We start from the raw sequence: 14528 nt of genomic DNA, 5'->3' as shown, positions 1-14528 counted from the left end.
GGCTCTACCGGTGGATTCAGCGGTCCAGAGGAGAAACCTCTCGGGCGAACTGGACGAAGTCGGTCCACGCCTCAGGGGTGAAGCAGAGCTGTGGCCCGGTCTTGTCCTTGGAGTCGCGGACGTGGACGGTGTCCGGGGCGAGGGCGATCTCGACGCAGGCGCCACCTTCGGTGCCGCTGTGGCTGGACTTGAACCAAGCCAGTTCGCTGTTCATAGATCCTCCGCCAGCTTTCCGATGAACTCCGCCGAGGCCTCGGGACTGAGGGCCCGCTGGAGGATCATCGCATGGCGTTGGCTCAGGAGGCTGACCTTTCCCGGGTCGGAATGGAGTAGCCCCATGGCCTGTCCTTCCTCATAGGCAAGTCGCTGATGCTCATCACTGTCGAGCAGGATGAACGGGCCGTTCAGTCCTGTGTGTGCGCCCGAGCCAGGTACGACCTGGATGACGATGTGGCGTGCTGAGCCCACAGCCAGGAGGTGAAGCAGTTGACACTTGTGGACGACCTCCGAAGCGAGCGGGTTTCGTAGCGCTGCTTCGCCGATGAGGAAGTTGAAGGACTTGGTCTGTGTCTTCAGCACTTCCTGACGTTCGAGACGCGCTGTGACGCGTTCCTCGATGGTGTCGTCATCGAGCGGAGGCCAGTTTGCGTGGAGTAGCGTTCTCGCCGTTTCTTCGGTCTGGAGAAGCCCAGGGATGAGCAAGGTCTCGTACCAGTGGATGACCACGGCCTCAGCCTCGTAGCGCATGTAGTCCTCGGCGAAGTGAGGGTACTTCTCCGGCTTGAGGAACTGCACTCCCGCTACCAGAATCCCCTTCGCGTCACACATTTCGTCCGCCACCTGCAACAGGTGCGGTGAGGGCTTCCGCCGTCCCGCCTCCATCGATCGCAGGCTCTCGTAGCTGTACCTGGCCTCTGCCGCCAGGTCCTCGCGGCTGACGCCGGCGCGCGCCCGCCACAACTTGATCTGGTTGCCGCAGTACTGCCACGACATCGGTGGCGGCGTGGCGGACGAGGACGCGTTCATCGCTGACCCCCCAAGGTCATCCGGTGTGGGCTCCCGACGTTAGGCGTCCGGCGGCTGGGGGGTGTGCGAATCGATCGAAACCGTCCATGTGGGTGAATCGGCTCCTCGCGGGGTCGGTCAGCCCGGCAGGTGGGCCGGCCCGTCGGCGAGCCCGCCGCGTCAGCAGGCGCAGTCGTGGCCGCCGTTGAGCTCGCGGTACTCGACGTCGTAGCCCCGCGCGGTGCGGGCGGCCGCCTCACCGTACGAGGCGGCGGACCGAGCCATCCCCAGCTTGATCGCTCACTCGTTCGAGTGGTTTCAAAGCCCCTGCCCACCGAGAGCCTCCCCCGCCCGTCGCGTTGTCAGTACCCCTCGCTACGTTCCTCGCATCGCTGGTCAGCAGGCGTTCCGCTGGCCGGCCGGTGATCAGAACGACGTTCCCCGGTGGGAGGAGTACGGCCGTGGCATGGGTGGAGACGGACGCGGGAGGGTACCGCGTCGCGCTCGACGAGGAGGGCAGGGTGGTGTGCCGCAACGCTGCGGGGCGCGCGCTCAAGTCCGTGCCGTCGAAGCTCGGTGACGACCCGGTGGTGACCCAGCTCAAGCAGCTCGCCGAGTGGCTGGCCGCGCACGAGCGGCGCTGCCAGGAGGACGTCGAGCGCTGGATGGTGCGCTCGCTGCCGGTGCCCGCCGCCGTGCTCGCCGCCGTCTGGCCGGACGAGGCCTGGCGGGCCGTCCTGCGCGATGTCGTGGTCACCGGTCCGGACGGCGCCGTCGCCGGCTTCCTGCGCGACGCGGACGCCGAGCGCGGCCTCGGCCTGGTCGACCTCGACGGCGACACCGTCCGCCTCACCGACGGCGAGGTCCTGATACCCCACCCGGTGCTGCTCCCGGACCTCGACGACCTGCGCGAGTTCGCCGTCGAGCTCGGCGTCTCCCAGCGGGTCCAGCAGCTCTACCGCGAGGTCTGGCACCGGCCCGACGAGCCGTCGGCCGGCACCGAGGTCACCACCTACGCCGGCGGCCGCTACCGCGAACTGCGCGAGCTGGTCGGGCGCTGCACCCGGCTCGGCTGCCGGGTCCGCGGCGGCTCCGCGGTCCAGCCGATCACCGAGGGCGGCCGCACCGTCGAGGCCCGGGTGTGGGTCGGCGACTACTACGAGTACGACGCCTGCGAGACGGGTGCGCTCAGCTGGGCCGGCCCCGACGGCCGCGCCCTGCCGCTCGCCGAGGTCGGGCCGGTCGCCTGGTCCGAGGGCATGAGGACGGCCGCCGCCCTGTACGCGGGCCGCACGATCGAAGGGGAGGAAGCCGCATGACCATCACCGTCCCGAACCAGGGCGCCACCACGCCCGAGGCACTGCTCGACGCCGGAGCCGTCCTCCCACCCGGCACGCTGCCCGGCGCCGGCCGCCCCGACAGCGCCGCCGACGTGCTGACCGCCCGCGGCTACGCCCACCCCGCCCTGGACGGCCGCCGGATCGTCCGGCTGGTGCCCGGTGCCCTCGGCCGCGCCGAGGACCTCGCCCTGGAGTTCCTCGGCCTCACCCCCGAGGGCGAGCCCGCCGAGGTCGGCCAGGTCCGCCAGGAGGCCCTCGGCTTTCCGGCCTGGGCGCTGGTCCACGACCCCGCCAACGGGCACCACGCGCTCGCCCTGGTCAAGGACCTGGAGCGGCTGGCCCGCCAGGCCCGCTCCAAGCCCGGCGCCGCCAAGGACGGCTTCGACGCGCTCGCCACCCGGCTCGGCCGCGCCGTGCCGCACTTCCTGCCCACCTTCTGCGAGGAGGTCGGTCGGATCTTCCTCGCCCACGACAACCGGACGTACGCCGCCGCCTGGTTCGGCAGGGCCCGTGAGGCCGAGCGCACCCACAACCTGGCCGTCGACGAGGAGCGGCTGCGCGCCGTTTTCCTGGAGTTCGCCCTGGCTGGCGCGCTCACCGTCAAGTCCCTGCGCCAGTACGTCAAGGAGCTCGCCCAGCGGCTCGACCCGCTGACCGCCTGGCAGCGCTTCCGCCAGCTGTGCACCGAGCGCTCCGCGGCCGGCATGGCCCCCTACGCCGGCGTCGCCGAGGACGCCCGCGCGCTGATCCGGGCCGCCGGGCTGGACCGCCCCGAGCACGAACGGGCGCTGCTCGCCGAGCTGCTGGACTCTCCGGCGGTCAACCGGGCGCCCGCGGCGTTCTGGAAGTCCTGGCACGGCGCACTGATCGACCTGGGCCGGCGCGAGGCCGCGGTCCGCACCCGCCTGCTGGAGCTGCTGCCCGACCCGGCCGCCTCCGGCACCGACTCCACCGCGTACGACACCGCCTGGCTGGCCGTCCTCGCCGAGACCGGCGCGGAGGAACTGCTCACCGGCGCCCGCCCCGAGGGCGCCGAACCCGCCGCCGCCTGGCTCCAGCGCTGGTGCCACCACCTCGGCCGCGGCTGGCGCAGCCGCCCCAGCTGCCCGGCCACCCTCGCCCTGGCCGGGCGGATGGCCGAACGGCTGCGCGCCGACGCCGTCCCGGTCGACCTGTTCACCGGCATCCGCGCCAGCCACACCCGACTCGACCTGCTGAACCTGCTGCTGGCCGCGGGCGTGCCGGTCGCCGACCCGCCGGCCGACCTGATGGGCTTCGACCTGCGCGAGTGGGTCGGCCAGAGCGGCCAGGGCGCGGACGCCCTCGCGGCCGTCGCCGCCGACGAGCGCTTCCGGCCGCTGCTGCGCCGCTCCGCCCCGTCCGCCTGGGACCCGGCCGTCCAGCGCGGGGCGGCCGTCCTGCCGCTGCTGGAGGAGCTGTTCACGGAGTGGGCCGAGGAGCGCGCCGACGAACTCGCCGCCGTCCGCGGCCTGGCCGGCGCCGACGACCTGGTCCGCTCGCTGACGCAGTTCCGCACCGCCATCCGCACGGTCGCCCCGGCCGCCGCCGAGCGGATCGCCGCGCTCGACGTCACCGGGCTGCTCACCCGCGCCCTCCGCGCCGGCATCCTGGACGAACTCGGCTGGCCCGCCCTGGAGGAGGCGCTTGGCAGGCTCGCCGACCCGCCCGCCCCCGACGCCCTCCCGGCGACCGCCCCCGGCCACCGCACCCGCGGCCTGAACGACCTGATCATCGAGGACGCCTGGCCGTACCTGATCCTCGCCCGCCGCGACCAGGCCCTCGTGGTCGGCCCGCAGGGCATCCTGCTGGAGCACACCCTGCGGGTGCCCCCGCTGCCGGGCGTCCGCAACCGGCCCCGGCTGCGGTTCGTCGACGGCGAACTCCTCGTCGTCTGGTCCGAGGCGGGGAAGCAGCAGGCGTACTGGTCCAACCGGCCGGACCGGACTTTCGAGCTGGAGGGCCGGACCATCGCCGGCTACCACTACGGCGACCGCCACCCGGAGGTCGCCTCCCTCCCGCTGCCCGGCGGCGGCCGCACCACCGGCACGCGCCCGCTGCACCCCGGCGACACCCGGCTGCCCGAGGAACACCCCGTTCTCGGCGACGGCACCGGCTACTGGACGCTGCGCCACGCGCCGGACGGCGGCCCCGTGCTGCGTGAACTCGACCCGGCCACCGGCACCCTGGGCCGCACCGCCGAACCGCCCGTGATCGCCGCCACCGCCGAGGCCGGCCCGCTCGTCCTCGGCAGCACCGGTCTGCTGCCGATGCAGCCCGGCCTGGCGGGCACCCCGCTCGGCACCGACGGCACCGTGCTCGGCAGCTGGGTCCGGCGCGACGCCGGACGCGCCGTCACCACCTTCACCGCCGACGGGCAGCGCATCGTGCTGCCGCTGAACGACCGCAACGACACCCACATCCTTCCGGTCGGCCGACTCGCCCTGCCCGGCGCGCAGGGCCCGGTGGTCAGCCGCACCGGCGAGTTCCTCGAACTCGGCCTGCCCGACCTCGCCGAACGCGCCGACCGCACCGCCGGGCTGCGCTCCTGCCGCGCGGGTGAACTCGCCGCCGCCGGCACCGCACTGGTCCCGCCGTACGACCACTGGCACTCCCTGCGGCCCCGCGACGAGGCCGGCTCCCGGGTGCTGCGTGCCCTGACTACCGACCAGGCCGCCCGACTGATCGACCTCGCCTGGCCCACCGACAGCGAACCCGTCCCGGCGGACGAACAGCGCTGGCTGACCGTGCAGGGGGTCCGGCGCCCGCTCGCCCAGCGCGGCGAGGCCCGCAACAGCCTGCCGGTCGAGGCGGTCGGCGCCGCCCTGCCCGGCATCACCCACCCGCTGCTGCTGGCCGGCGTCGCCGGGCTCGCCCGCGCCGCCGCCGACCTGCTCGACCGGACCGCCCGCTTCCTCCCGCAGCCCGACGCCGAACGGCCCACCAAGGCCGAGGCCGCCGAGTGGCGGCCCCCACACGGCCACGACCACGAACTGCGCGACGCCGTCGGCGCCGTGCTGCCCGGAATCGGCGGCTTCGGCGGCGGCTGGGGCAGCTCCGACCGCTGCTGGACGCTCAACAACCTGCGCGCCGTCAGCACCGTCCTCGCCGATCCGCCCGCCGCCGGCGGCGAAGGCTGGAGCACCCCGGCGACCGTCGCCGTGCACGGCGGGGACGCGAACCACGGCTGGCTGCACCTGCTCGGCCGGCTGGACGTCCTGGCCCACGCCGTTGCCGCGCCGCTCACCGACCCGGCCCACCGCTCCTCGCTGGTGCTGCTGCTCGGCGAGCTCACCAAGGGCCCGCTCGCCGACCGCGGCGCCACCCTGCGCGAGATCGTCCTCGCCGAACCGGCCGACCGCACCAACACGAGCCGGCCGGCCACCCACCGCCAGGGCGAGGTGCTGCGCCGCGGCGACCGCACCGTGATCATCCTGGGCCACCGCCGCCAGTACACCGACGGCACGGTGCACTGGCTCGCCGTCGACCACGACCCGAGCGGCGAGTTCGGCCCCGTCGCCCACTTCACCACCGTCGAGGAGCGCGGCACCGAGGAGCGGGTCGGCGCCGCCTGGACCGCCAAGTTCTGTCGGATCGCCGCCCTGCGCAAGGCCGTCCCATGGGACGCGGCCCGCGCTGCCGCCTTCGCCGGACTCACCGGCATCGGAACCACCCGCGCCACCCTGCTGCTCAGCCCGCCGCCCGGCCTCCTGCACTGGGGCAACGCCCAGGTGCCCGCCGAGTACGACCTCAAGCCCGCCGAGGTCAGGGCCGCCCAGAACTGGCTGCGCGGACACGACCACGACGGCATCGCCGACGTCTGGGCCGCCCTGCTGCCCACCGACGACCCGAAGCGGCTGTGGACCGACGGCCCCGACCTCGCCGCCGGCGCCGAGGCCTGGATCCGCCACTTCGGACGGCTCGTCACCCTTCCCGAAGAGGCCCAGGCCACCGTCCAGGGCGTCCCCATCACCACCATCGAGGCGGTGCTCAACCCCGGCCACACCCCCTGGCTGACCGGCACCACCACCTTCCGGCTCACCGGCGACGGCCACGGCACCCCCCAACTGGCGCCCGAGGACGCATCCGCCGTCCCCGCCTCCGGCGCGCTGGGCACCACCATCCGCGCCCTGCGCTGGCTGGCCTACCACCTGCCCGCCGACAGCCCGCTGCGACCGCTGATGCCCCGGGCCGCCACCGCGCTGCGCGAGCGGCTGGCCGATCCGGAGCTGCTGCTCGACCTCGACCTCGTCCGGACCGCCAAGGGCGCCTCGCTGGCCGCCGTGCTCCGCCCCCACTTCGGCCTGCCCGCCGAGGGCGGGGCCGACCCGGACGGCCTGGTCCGCTGCGGCCCGGCGCTGGTCCTCACCCCGTACCACGCCGAGTTCGAGCGGGTCTGGCTGCGCCCGGCCGCCCTCACCGGCCCGGACGACCCCCTGCTCGAACTGCTCGACGGGCTCTCCGACAGCTACTGGTTCGGCACCGAGCGGGCCGCGATCCAGTCCGTCCTGCGCGGCGAACCGGAGCGCCTGGCCGCCTCCGCCGCCGCGGTGACGGCCACCGGCGACGGGGCGGCCTGGCTGCAGAACCCCCAGCTGTCCGCCCCCGAGCTGGTCGCCGAAGTGGCCCGCACCCACGGCATCGGCGAGGACGCGGCCGCGCTCCACCTCCAACTGCTCGCACTGCCCGACCCGACCGACCGCAACACCGCCCGCTGGACGGGCTGGAAGCCCGCCCGGCTCAAGCGCGCCCGCGCCGAACTCGCCGCCGCGGGACTGGTGCTGGAGGCCAAACGGGCCCGGGCCGGCCGCAGTCTCTTCCTGCCCGGCGGCTGGCAGGAGGCCAAGTCGCCCGCCCTGCCGGTGGAGACCTGGAAGGCCGCCCTGTACGAACTGCCCACCCACCAGCCGGTGCTGCCGCACCTGCCCGTCCCCGAGCTGTTCGCCCTCGCGTGGCAGCGCACCGTCGACGGCGACGCCCCCGGCTACGAAGAGCTCCAGACCGGCAAGCGCAGGAAGGCCTGCCGATGACCGCCACCGAGACCCCCACGACCGCCGCGAACACCGTGACCGCCGCGAGGACCACGACCGCCGCAAACACCGCGACCGCGGAGCGGCAGATCGTCCCGCCCGAGGAGAAGCACGCCGCCGAACTGGAGTTCCTGGCCGCCCACGACAGCGGCCCGCGCCCGCCCGGCTGGCGCCTCACCCCGCGCGCCGTCGTCACCTTCGTCATGGGCAGCGGCGGTGAGAAGCTCAAGGCGGGGCGCCGCAGCCTGGTGATCGAGCCCAAGTTCGTCGGCGAGCGCGCCCTGGTCGAGCGCTGCGTCGTCACCCTCGCCGGGGAGCGCGGCCTGCTGCTCGTCGGCGAGCCCGGCACCGCCAAGTCGATGCTCTCCGAACTGCTCGCCGCCGCCGTCTGCGGCACCAGCGCGCTCACCGTCCAGGGCACCGCCGGCACCACCGAGGACCAGCTCAAGTACGGCTGGAACTACGCCCTGCTGCTCGCCAAGGGCCCCAGCCGCGAAGCCCTCGTTCCCTCCCCGGTGCTCACCGCGATGACCACCGGGGCCGTCGCCCGGGTCGAGGAGGTGACCCGCTGCCTGCCCGAGGTGCAGGACGCCCTGGTCTCCCTGCTCTCCGAACGGCGCATCGCCGTCCCCGAGTTGGCCGGCACCCCGGACGGGCAGCTGCACGCCGCCGCGGGCTTCACCCTGATCGCCACCGCCAACCTGCGGGACAAGGGCGTCAGCGAGATGTCCGCCGCCCTCAAGCGGCGGTTCAACTTCGAGACGGTCGGCCCGATCGGCAGCCTCGCCGCCGAGGTCGAACTGGTCCGCCGCCAGTCCACCACCGCCGTCGCCCGGGCCGGCGCCGGCTACGCCGTCGACGACGCGGTCCTGGAAGCGCTGGTCACCGCCTTCCGAGACCTGCGCACCGGCCGCTCCACCGAGGGCTGGGACGTCGAGCGCCCGTCCACCGTGATGAGCACCGCCGAGGCCGTCTCCGTGGCCACCGCACTCGGCGTCACCGCCGCCTACCTGCCCGACGGCGGTGACCTCCTCGGCCGCCTGCCTGGCCAACTCCTCGGCGTCGTCCGCAAGGACGACCCGGCGGACGCGGCCCGGCTGCTCGGCTACTGGGACGGCCCGGTCCGCCGCCGCGCCGAACAGGGCGCCGCGACCTGGCGCACCCTGTGGGACCTCCGCTCGGCGCTGGAGGCCTGACGATGACGAGCAGCGCGGTGAAGCCCACCCCGGACGGCCGCCTCGGGGCCGGCGGACAACCTGCCACCGACCTCGACGTCCGCGTCGAGACCGACCGGCTGGCCGGCTCCGGCACCGACCGTCCCGGGCCCTACCTGATCGGCGTGCGCCACCACGCGCCGTCCCTCAGCGCGGTCCTTCCCGCGCTGCTCGACGCCGCCCGTCCCGAGGTGGTCCTGGTCGAACTGCCCGCCGAGTTCCAGCCCTGGCTCGACCGGCTCGCCGACGAGGCCACCGAGGCCCCGGTCGCCCTGGCCGCCGCCCCGGCCGGTCCGGACGACTCCGGTCGGCTCGCCTTCTACCCGTTCGCCGATTTCTCCCCGGAGCTCGTCGCCCTGCGTTGGGCGCGGCGCAACGGCGTCGAGGCCATCGCCTGCGACCTGCCGCTCGCCCACCGTACCGCCCCAGGGGGCGCCGCCGGCGACGGTGCCCGCGATCATGGCCCGGCGGAAGGCACGGTGGAAGGCCCGGCGGCCCCCGGTGTGGCGGACGCCCTGCGCCACCGCCTCACCGGCCGCGACTGCGACGAGGACCTCTGGGACCGGCTGGTCGAGACCGCCGCCCCCGGCTCCACCCCGGAGGCCGTCCGGCGCGCTGCCCTCCTGGTCGGCTGGGCCCTGCGCCACGACGCCGAGACCGGCCCCGGCGTCGACCCGTACGACCTGCGCCGCGAGGCCTGGATGCGTGCCCGCATCCGGGCCGCCTCGGCCGGCGGGCGCCGGATCGCCGTGGTCGTCGGCTCCTTCCACGCCGCCGCCCTGCTGGACGGCCCGATCTCTCCGGAGGAACCGCCCGGCCCGGACGACCCCGGGCACGTCCTCTCGCTGATCCCGTACACCTACCCGCTGCTCGACGCCCGCTCCGGCTACCCGGCGGGCATCCGCGACCCGGAGTGGCAGCACACCGTCCTGGACGCCGGCGGAGACCCGGAGCGCCTCACCGAGGCGCTCACCGCCACCGCCGTCCGGATCTGCGCCGCCCTGCGCACCCAGGACCACCCCTCCGGTCCGGCCGACGCCCGGGAGATCGTCCGCCTCGCCGGTGACCTCGCCCGGTTGCGCGGCCACGCCGCCCCCGGCCGCGGCGAACTCGTCGAAGCCGTCCAGACCGTCCTCGCCCAGGGCGAACCCCTCGGCCGGGGGCGGGCCGTCGCCCGTGCGCTCGAACAGGTCCTGGTCGGCACCCGCACCGGGCGCCCCACCCCCGCCGCCCCGCGCAGCGGACTCGCCCCCGCCGTCGAAAACCTCCTCGCCGAGCTCGGCCTCCCCGGCCCCACCGAGCCGGGCCCGCGCGAACTGCGCCTCGACCCGCTGCGCAGCCCCCTCGACCGCCGCCGCGAGATCCTCCTCCACCGGCTCACGGCCTGCGGCGTCCCCTACGCCGAGCCCGTCGCCACCACCGGCCCGGGCGGCACCGAAACCCTCGGCACCCGCTGGCGCCTGCACTGGACCCCCACCGTCGCCGCCCTGCTCACCGTCGCCGGCACCCGCGGCGTCACCCCGGCCCAAGCCGCCGAGGGCAGCCTCCGCACCCGCCTCAGCGACGACCCCACGCCCCGCGAGATCATCGACGGCCTCACCGCCGCCGCCTCCTGCGCCCTCCCCGCCCTCACCACCACCCGCCTCACCCAACTCACCGCCACCCTCCCCACCACCGCAACCCTCCCCGACCTCCTCGACGCCCTCACCCTTCTCGACCGCCTCACCGCAGGCCACTTCCCCGGCCTCACCCCGGACACCCCGCCCCCACCACCCACCGGGGCAGCCGTCCCGAGCGTTCAAGGTGACGTCGGGCCGGGCGATCCCGAGCCTGCCGACGCGCTACCGCCCGTCGGTGTGGTCGTCCCGGGTGGCCGGGGTGATGCCGGGTCTGCCGCAGGTCTGCTGTCCGCCGGAGCGATCGGTTCGGGCAGTCCTGGCGATGCCGGACTGGTCACCGCGCTACCGCCCGCCACCGGGGCGCGGCCTTCCACCGATTCGCAGGTCGTGTCGTGTGAGGGAGGTCGAACGCCTCGTACCGGCACGGTTGTCAGGGAGCCCGCGGCCATCGTCTGCCCAATCGCTCCCGAGCCGTACCGCCCTGCCACCGCCCTCCCTGCTGCCGTGGAGCTGCTGACCGCCGCTGCGGTGCGGCAGGTGGAGGGGTTGGGTGGGTCGGACGATCCGGCGGATGCGCGGGCGCTGGTGGAGCTGGCGCGGCGGGCCGATCGGCTGGGCGGGGTGCGGCTGGGGTACGTGCTGGGCGAACTCGCGGAGCGGGGGAGTCCGTTGGTGCGGGGTGCGGCCGGAGCGGTGCGGGTGCTGCTCGGGCAGGAGCCGGCCGGGGTGTTCGGCGGCCGGGCCGCGTCCTGGGTGGACGGGGCGACCGACGTACGGGCGCGGCAGCTGCTCGGACGGGCGCTGGTCGGGTTGTTGACCGCGGCCGAGGGGCTGTTCGACAGCGCGCCCGAGGCGCTCGAACCCGTGCTGGAGCGGGTGACGTCACTGTCCGACTCCGCCTTCCTGGACCGGCTGCCCGCGCTGCGCGGCGGTTTCGACACGCTGAGCCCGGCGGCCCGCGACCGGCTGCTGGCCCTGGTCGAGGAGCGGCTCGGCACCCGTCTCGCCGCCCTGCCCGAGGCTGCCGATCCTGCCGTGGTGGCGAGTTGGGTGCGCGCGGACCTGGCCGCGCGCGCGGTTCTGGCCCGTCGCGGCCTGGCACCGCAGGCGACCCCGGACCCGGCCCCCACCCCTCAACCAGCACCCACACCCACACCCACCGCCCAGCCCCCGGGCACCGGACCGCACACCCTCACTCCCGCCGAGCGCTGGCGCCTGCTGTTGGGCCGTCCCGGCAGCGGCGGCCTGTCCGGTCGCAGCGCCCGACTCGCCACTGCGCTCGACGAGTTGTACGGCAGTGGACGCGGTGAGGGCTCCGGCCCGGGCCTGGGCGACCGGGGTGGACGCGAGGCGCCCTTCCCCGGAGTGCGCGAGTGGGCCGAGGAACTGGAGGCGCTGTTCGGCCCGGGTCTGCGGGAGGAGGTGCTGGCGGCCGCCGTCGCCCATGGCCGGACGGATGTCCTGGAGGCGATCGACCCGTCCGCCGTCCGCCCGTCGGTCGACCTGTTGCGGACGGTGCTGGACCATGCGGGCGGCCTGCCCGAGGCCCGGGTGGCGCGGCTGCGCCCGCTGGTGCGGCGGCTGGTGGACGAGTTGAGCCGCGAACTGGCGACCAGGCTGCGCCCCGCGCTGACCGGCATCAGCGTGCCGCGCCCGTCGCGGCGTCCGGGCGGCGGGCTGGACCTCCAGCGGACCATCCGGGCCAACCTCGCCACCGCCCGTCCGGCACCGGACGGCGTCGGCACCCTGATCGTGCCGGAGCGTCCGGTGTTCCGGACCAGGGCTCGGCAGGCCAACGACTGGCGGCTGATCCTGGTGGTGGACGTGTCGGGCTCGATGGAGGCCTCCACGGTCTGGGCGGCGCTCACCGCCGCGATCCTGGCCGGGGTGCCGTCGCTCACTACCCACTTCGTCGCCTTCTCCACCGGAGTCCTGGACCTGACGGAGCAGGTGGCGGATCCGCTGAGCCTGCTGCTGGAGGTGCGGGTCGGCGGCGGTACCAGCATCGCGACCGGGTTGCGCTACGCGCGCGAGCTGGTGACGGTGCCGTCGAGGACGTTGATCGCGGTGGTCAGCGACTTCGAGGAGGGCGGCCCGGTCAACGGGCTGCTAGCCCAGACCCGGGCACTGGTGGATTCCGGCGTGCACCTGCTCGGCTGCGCGGCATTGGACGACACCGGGACGGCCCGGTACTCGAAGTCGGTCGCGGGCCAGCTGGTCGCGGCCGGTATGCCCGTGGCGGCACTGAGCCCGCTGGAACTGGCCCGCTGGGTGGGGGAGAAGGTCCGATGAACGCGACGACGCAGGAGAACGGCTGGCCGGGCGTCCGGCCCGAGGTGGTCGCCGAGGTGGTGTCCGGGCTGAGCGCCCGGCTGCAGAAGCGGCTGGACGGCGCGGCGGCGAAGCTGGCCCAGCGGCCGCTGAGCCGGGAGGGTGACGAGTGGCGGGTGGGGGTGGACGAGGAGGCCCTGCTCGTCCTGCACGCCCCGGGCGGAGTGATCGCCGACCCGGCCTCCGTCCGCTGTGGCTGCCTGCTGGCTCCGGCCTGCGTCCACCGCGCCGCCGCCGTCACCCTCTGCCCGCTGGCGGAGGCGATCGAGGGCGGCGCCGAATCCTCCGATGCCGATGCCCCTCGAGTCGATGCCCCTCGAGCCGAGGGCCCCGAAACCCCGTCAGCGCCGGAACCCGTGCTCCGACCCGAACCCGCTGCCCTCACCCCGTCCGAACTCGCCGCCGCCCGGCACCTCCACCGGGCCGCCTGTGCCCTGCTGGCCGCCGGGGTGAGCGGCGCGGGCGCCGTCTCCCAGGCCGAGCTGCTGCGTGCCGCGCACCGGGCGCGCCTGGCGGGGCTGTATCGTCCGGCCGCGGCGGCGGTCACGGTGGTCACCAGGGTGCGCGCGGCGCGTTCCGGCGCGCCCGACCACCGGCTGGTGGACCTGGTGTCGGGCCTGCGCGAGTTGCTCGGCCTCACCGTGGCCCTGAGCGCGCCCGTCGATGCCTTCGGCGCCTCCGGCGCCCCCGAGCCCACCCCGCTCGGCGAGCTGCGAGGCAGCGCCCGCCAGGCCTATGCCGAGGAGGGCGGCCTGCGGCTGTACGGGCTGTTCGCCGAGCCGGTGCTGACCGCGACCCACGCCGGCGCGGTCAGCTGGGCGGTGGACGCCGGAGGCCGACTCAGCACCGTCGCCGAGGTGACCCCGCATGGTGACGCCGCGACCGCCGCCCCGCTGGCCGTCGGCGCGGGCAACCGTACGGTGCGGCTGGGCGATGCCGCGCTCAGCCACCGCGAGTTCAGCCGTGCCGGACTGGCGGTCCAGGGCGCGACGAGGTCGGCCGGCGGGCGGCTGGGTGCCGGGGCCTCGGTCCGGGCGGTCCGCGCGGCCGGGGCCGACTGGACGGCGGAGCCGGTGGACGGGCTGTGGTCCGAGCCGCCCGGTGCGCAGGTGGCGCGGGCCCTGGCGGCGCAGGAGCTGCCGTACGAGAGCCGCCCGGCCGGGAGTGACCTGCTCTTCCTGGACGTCACCCTGCTGGGCGCGGCCCCGACCGCGCCCGGCGGAGCCGCCCAACTGCTCGCCCGCGTCGCGGGGAGCGACCTGGTGATCGCGCTGCTCCCGGGGCACGAGCACCCGGACCTGGCCTTCCGGGCCAACCTCGCCCTGCTCGCCACCGCGCACGGCCTGCGGCTCCGGCTGATCGGCCGCCTGGAGCGGGCCGACCGCCCGCAACTGCGCCTGCTCGCGATCGGGACGCCCCCGGACGGCTCCGACCAGCCCGGGCCCGTCCGCCTCGCCCTCGCCGCCGACCGGGCGGGCCGGGCCAACCTCGGCCTGGAGCGCCTCCAGGCCGCCGACCTCCAGGCCCCCGCTCCCCGGGCCGACCACCCAGTCGGGCCCCTACCCGAGCTCCCCACCACACCTCCGGACGGTCCACCCGTGCACGTGCTCGCCCGCCGGGTGGCGCAGGCGGTGACCACCGGGCGCTCCGCCCTCGCCCCGAGCGCGGCCACGGCGGCGGCCGACCGGAGCCTGCTGCGCGTCGCCGGACTGTCCACCGCCGCCCAGCTCCTGGACGGCCTGCGGGCGGCCGCGGCGGACCATCGGCGGGATGTGTTCGGCCGGGTCGTCCCGGATGACCACGACGCCTTCGCCACGGCCTGGCTCGCCGCCGCCGTCTACACGGAGGCGCTGGCCACCGCGCTCTGCTACGCCGCCTGGGCAGCCGACGGAACAGCCACCGACCGCACCCGTCAGCCGGCGCGGATGTGAGCCGAAGTATTTGCAGAGACTGATAATCGGCGCAAACTGG

At 75.5% G+C, this 14528-nt stretch carries 7 protein-coding genes; 5 read left to right on the top strand and 2 right to left on the bottom strand.

Annotated features, from left to right (window positions below; translation table 11 throughout):
• Positions 1 to 16: 16 nt before the first annotated feature.
• Both HS99_RS30790 and HS99_RS30785 read right to left on the bottom strand, forming a co-directional pair.
• On the bottom strand, positions 17 to 214 hold the full coding sequence (locus HS99_RS30790) for a DUF397 domain-containing protein (RefSeq protein WP_030280187.1): 198 nt from the start codon (positions 212 to 214) through the stop codon (positions 17 to 19).
• Positions 211 to 993 carry a helix-turn-helix domain-containing protein gene (locus HS99_RS30785; protein ID WP_030551758.1) on the bottom strand — a complete coding sequence of 261 codons (783 nt, stop codon included), beginning with the start codon at positions 991 to 993 and terminating at the stop codon, positions 211 to 213. The genes HS99_RS30790 and HS99_RS30785 overlap by 4 nt, the downstream gene beginning before the upstream one ends.
• Before the next feature lie 473 nt (positions 994 to 1466).
• On the opposite strand from HS99_RS30785, the gene HS99_RS30780 reads away from it, so the two are divergent.
• From HS99_RS30780 to HS99_RS30760, 5 genes are read left to right on the top strand one after another with little or no spacing between them, the layout of a single operon-like run.
• The gene (locus HS99_RS30780) at positions 1467 to 2324 is read left to right on the top strand and encodes a DUF4132 domain-containing protein (RefSeq protein ID WP_030280191.1); all 858 of its coding nucleotides are present in this window, start codon (positions 1467 to 1469) and stop codon (positions 2322 to 2324) included.
• The gene (locus HS99_RS30775; RefSeq protein WP_030551756.1) at positions 2321 to 7393 is read left to right on the top strand and encodes a hypothetical protein; all 5073 of its coding nucleotides are present in this window, start codon (positions 2321 to 2323) and stop codon (positions 7391 to 7393) included. The genes HS99_RS30780 and HS99_RS30775 overlap by 4 nt, the downstream gene beginning before the upstream one ends.
• Positions 7390 to 8589, top strand: coding sequence for an ATP-binding protein (locus HS99_RS30770; protein ID WP_030551754.1), 1200 nt, complete (start codon positions 7390 to 7392; stop codon positions 8587 to 8589). Before HS99_RS30775 ends, HS99_RS30770 begins: the two co-directional genes overlap by 4 nt.
• Positions 8590 to 8591: 2 nt before the next feature.
• The gene (locus HS99_RS30765) at positions 8592 to 12518 is read left to right on the top strand and encodes a vWA domain-containing protein (RefSeq protein ID WP_063737985.1); all 3927 of its coding nucleotides are present in this window, start codon (positions 8592 to 8594) and stop codon (positions 12516 to 12518) included.
• Positions 12515 to 14488 carry a hypothetical protein gene (locus HS99_RS30760; RefSeq protein ID WP_030551752.1) on the top strand — a complete coding sequence of 658 codons (1974 nt, stop codon included), beginning with the start codon at positions 12515 to 12517 and terminating at the stop codon, positions 14486 to 14488. The genes HS99_RS30765 and HS99_RS30760 overlap by 4 nt, the downstream gene beginning before the upstream one ends.
• Positions 14489 to 14528 lie beyond the last annotated feature (40 nt).

This window comes from Kitasatospora aureofaciens (assembly GCF_001188955.3).
Taxonomy (GTDB): domain Bacteria; phylum Actinomycetota; class Actinomycetes; order Streptomycetales; family Streptomycetaceae; genus Kitasatospora; species Kitasatospora aureofaciens.
The sequence above is the reverse complement of the archived record's forward strand: the minus strand, read 5'-3'. Positions and strand labels throughout refer to the sequence as shown.

Bases quoted from the DNA above. Each gene is read 5' to 3' on its own strand.
- HS99_RS30790 (WP_030280187.1), bottom strand. From the start codon at position 214: ATGAACAGCGAACTGGCTTGGTTCAAGTCCAGCCACAGCGGCACCGAA.
- HS99_RS30785 (WP_030551758.1), bottom strand. From the start codon at position 993: ATGTCGTGGCAGTACTGCGGCAACCAGATCAAGTTGTGGCGGGCGCGC.
- HS99_RS30775 (WP_030551756.1), top strand. From the start codon at position 2,321: ATGACCATCACCGTCCCGAACCAGGGCGCCACCACGCCCGAGGCACTG.
- HS99_RS30770 (WP_030551754.1), top strand. From the start codon at position 7,390: ATGACCGCCACCGAGACCCCCACGACCGCCGCGAACACCGTGACCGCC.
- HS99_RS30765 (WP_063737985.1), top strand. From the start codon at position 8,592: ATGACGAGCAGCGCGGTGAAGCCCACCCCGGACGGCCGCCTCGGGGCC.
- HS99_RS30760 (WP_030551752.1), top strand. From the start codon at position 12,515: ATGAACGCGACGACGCAGGAGAACGGCTGGCCGGGCGTCCGGCCCGAG.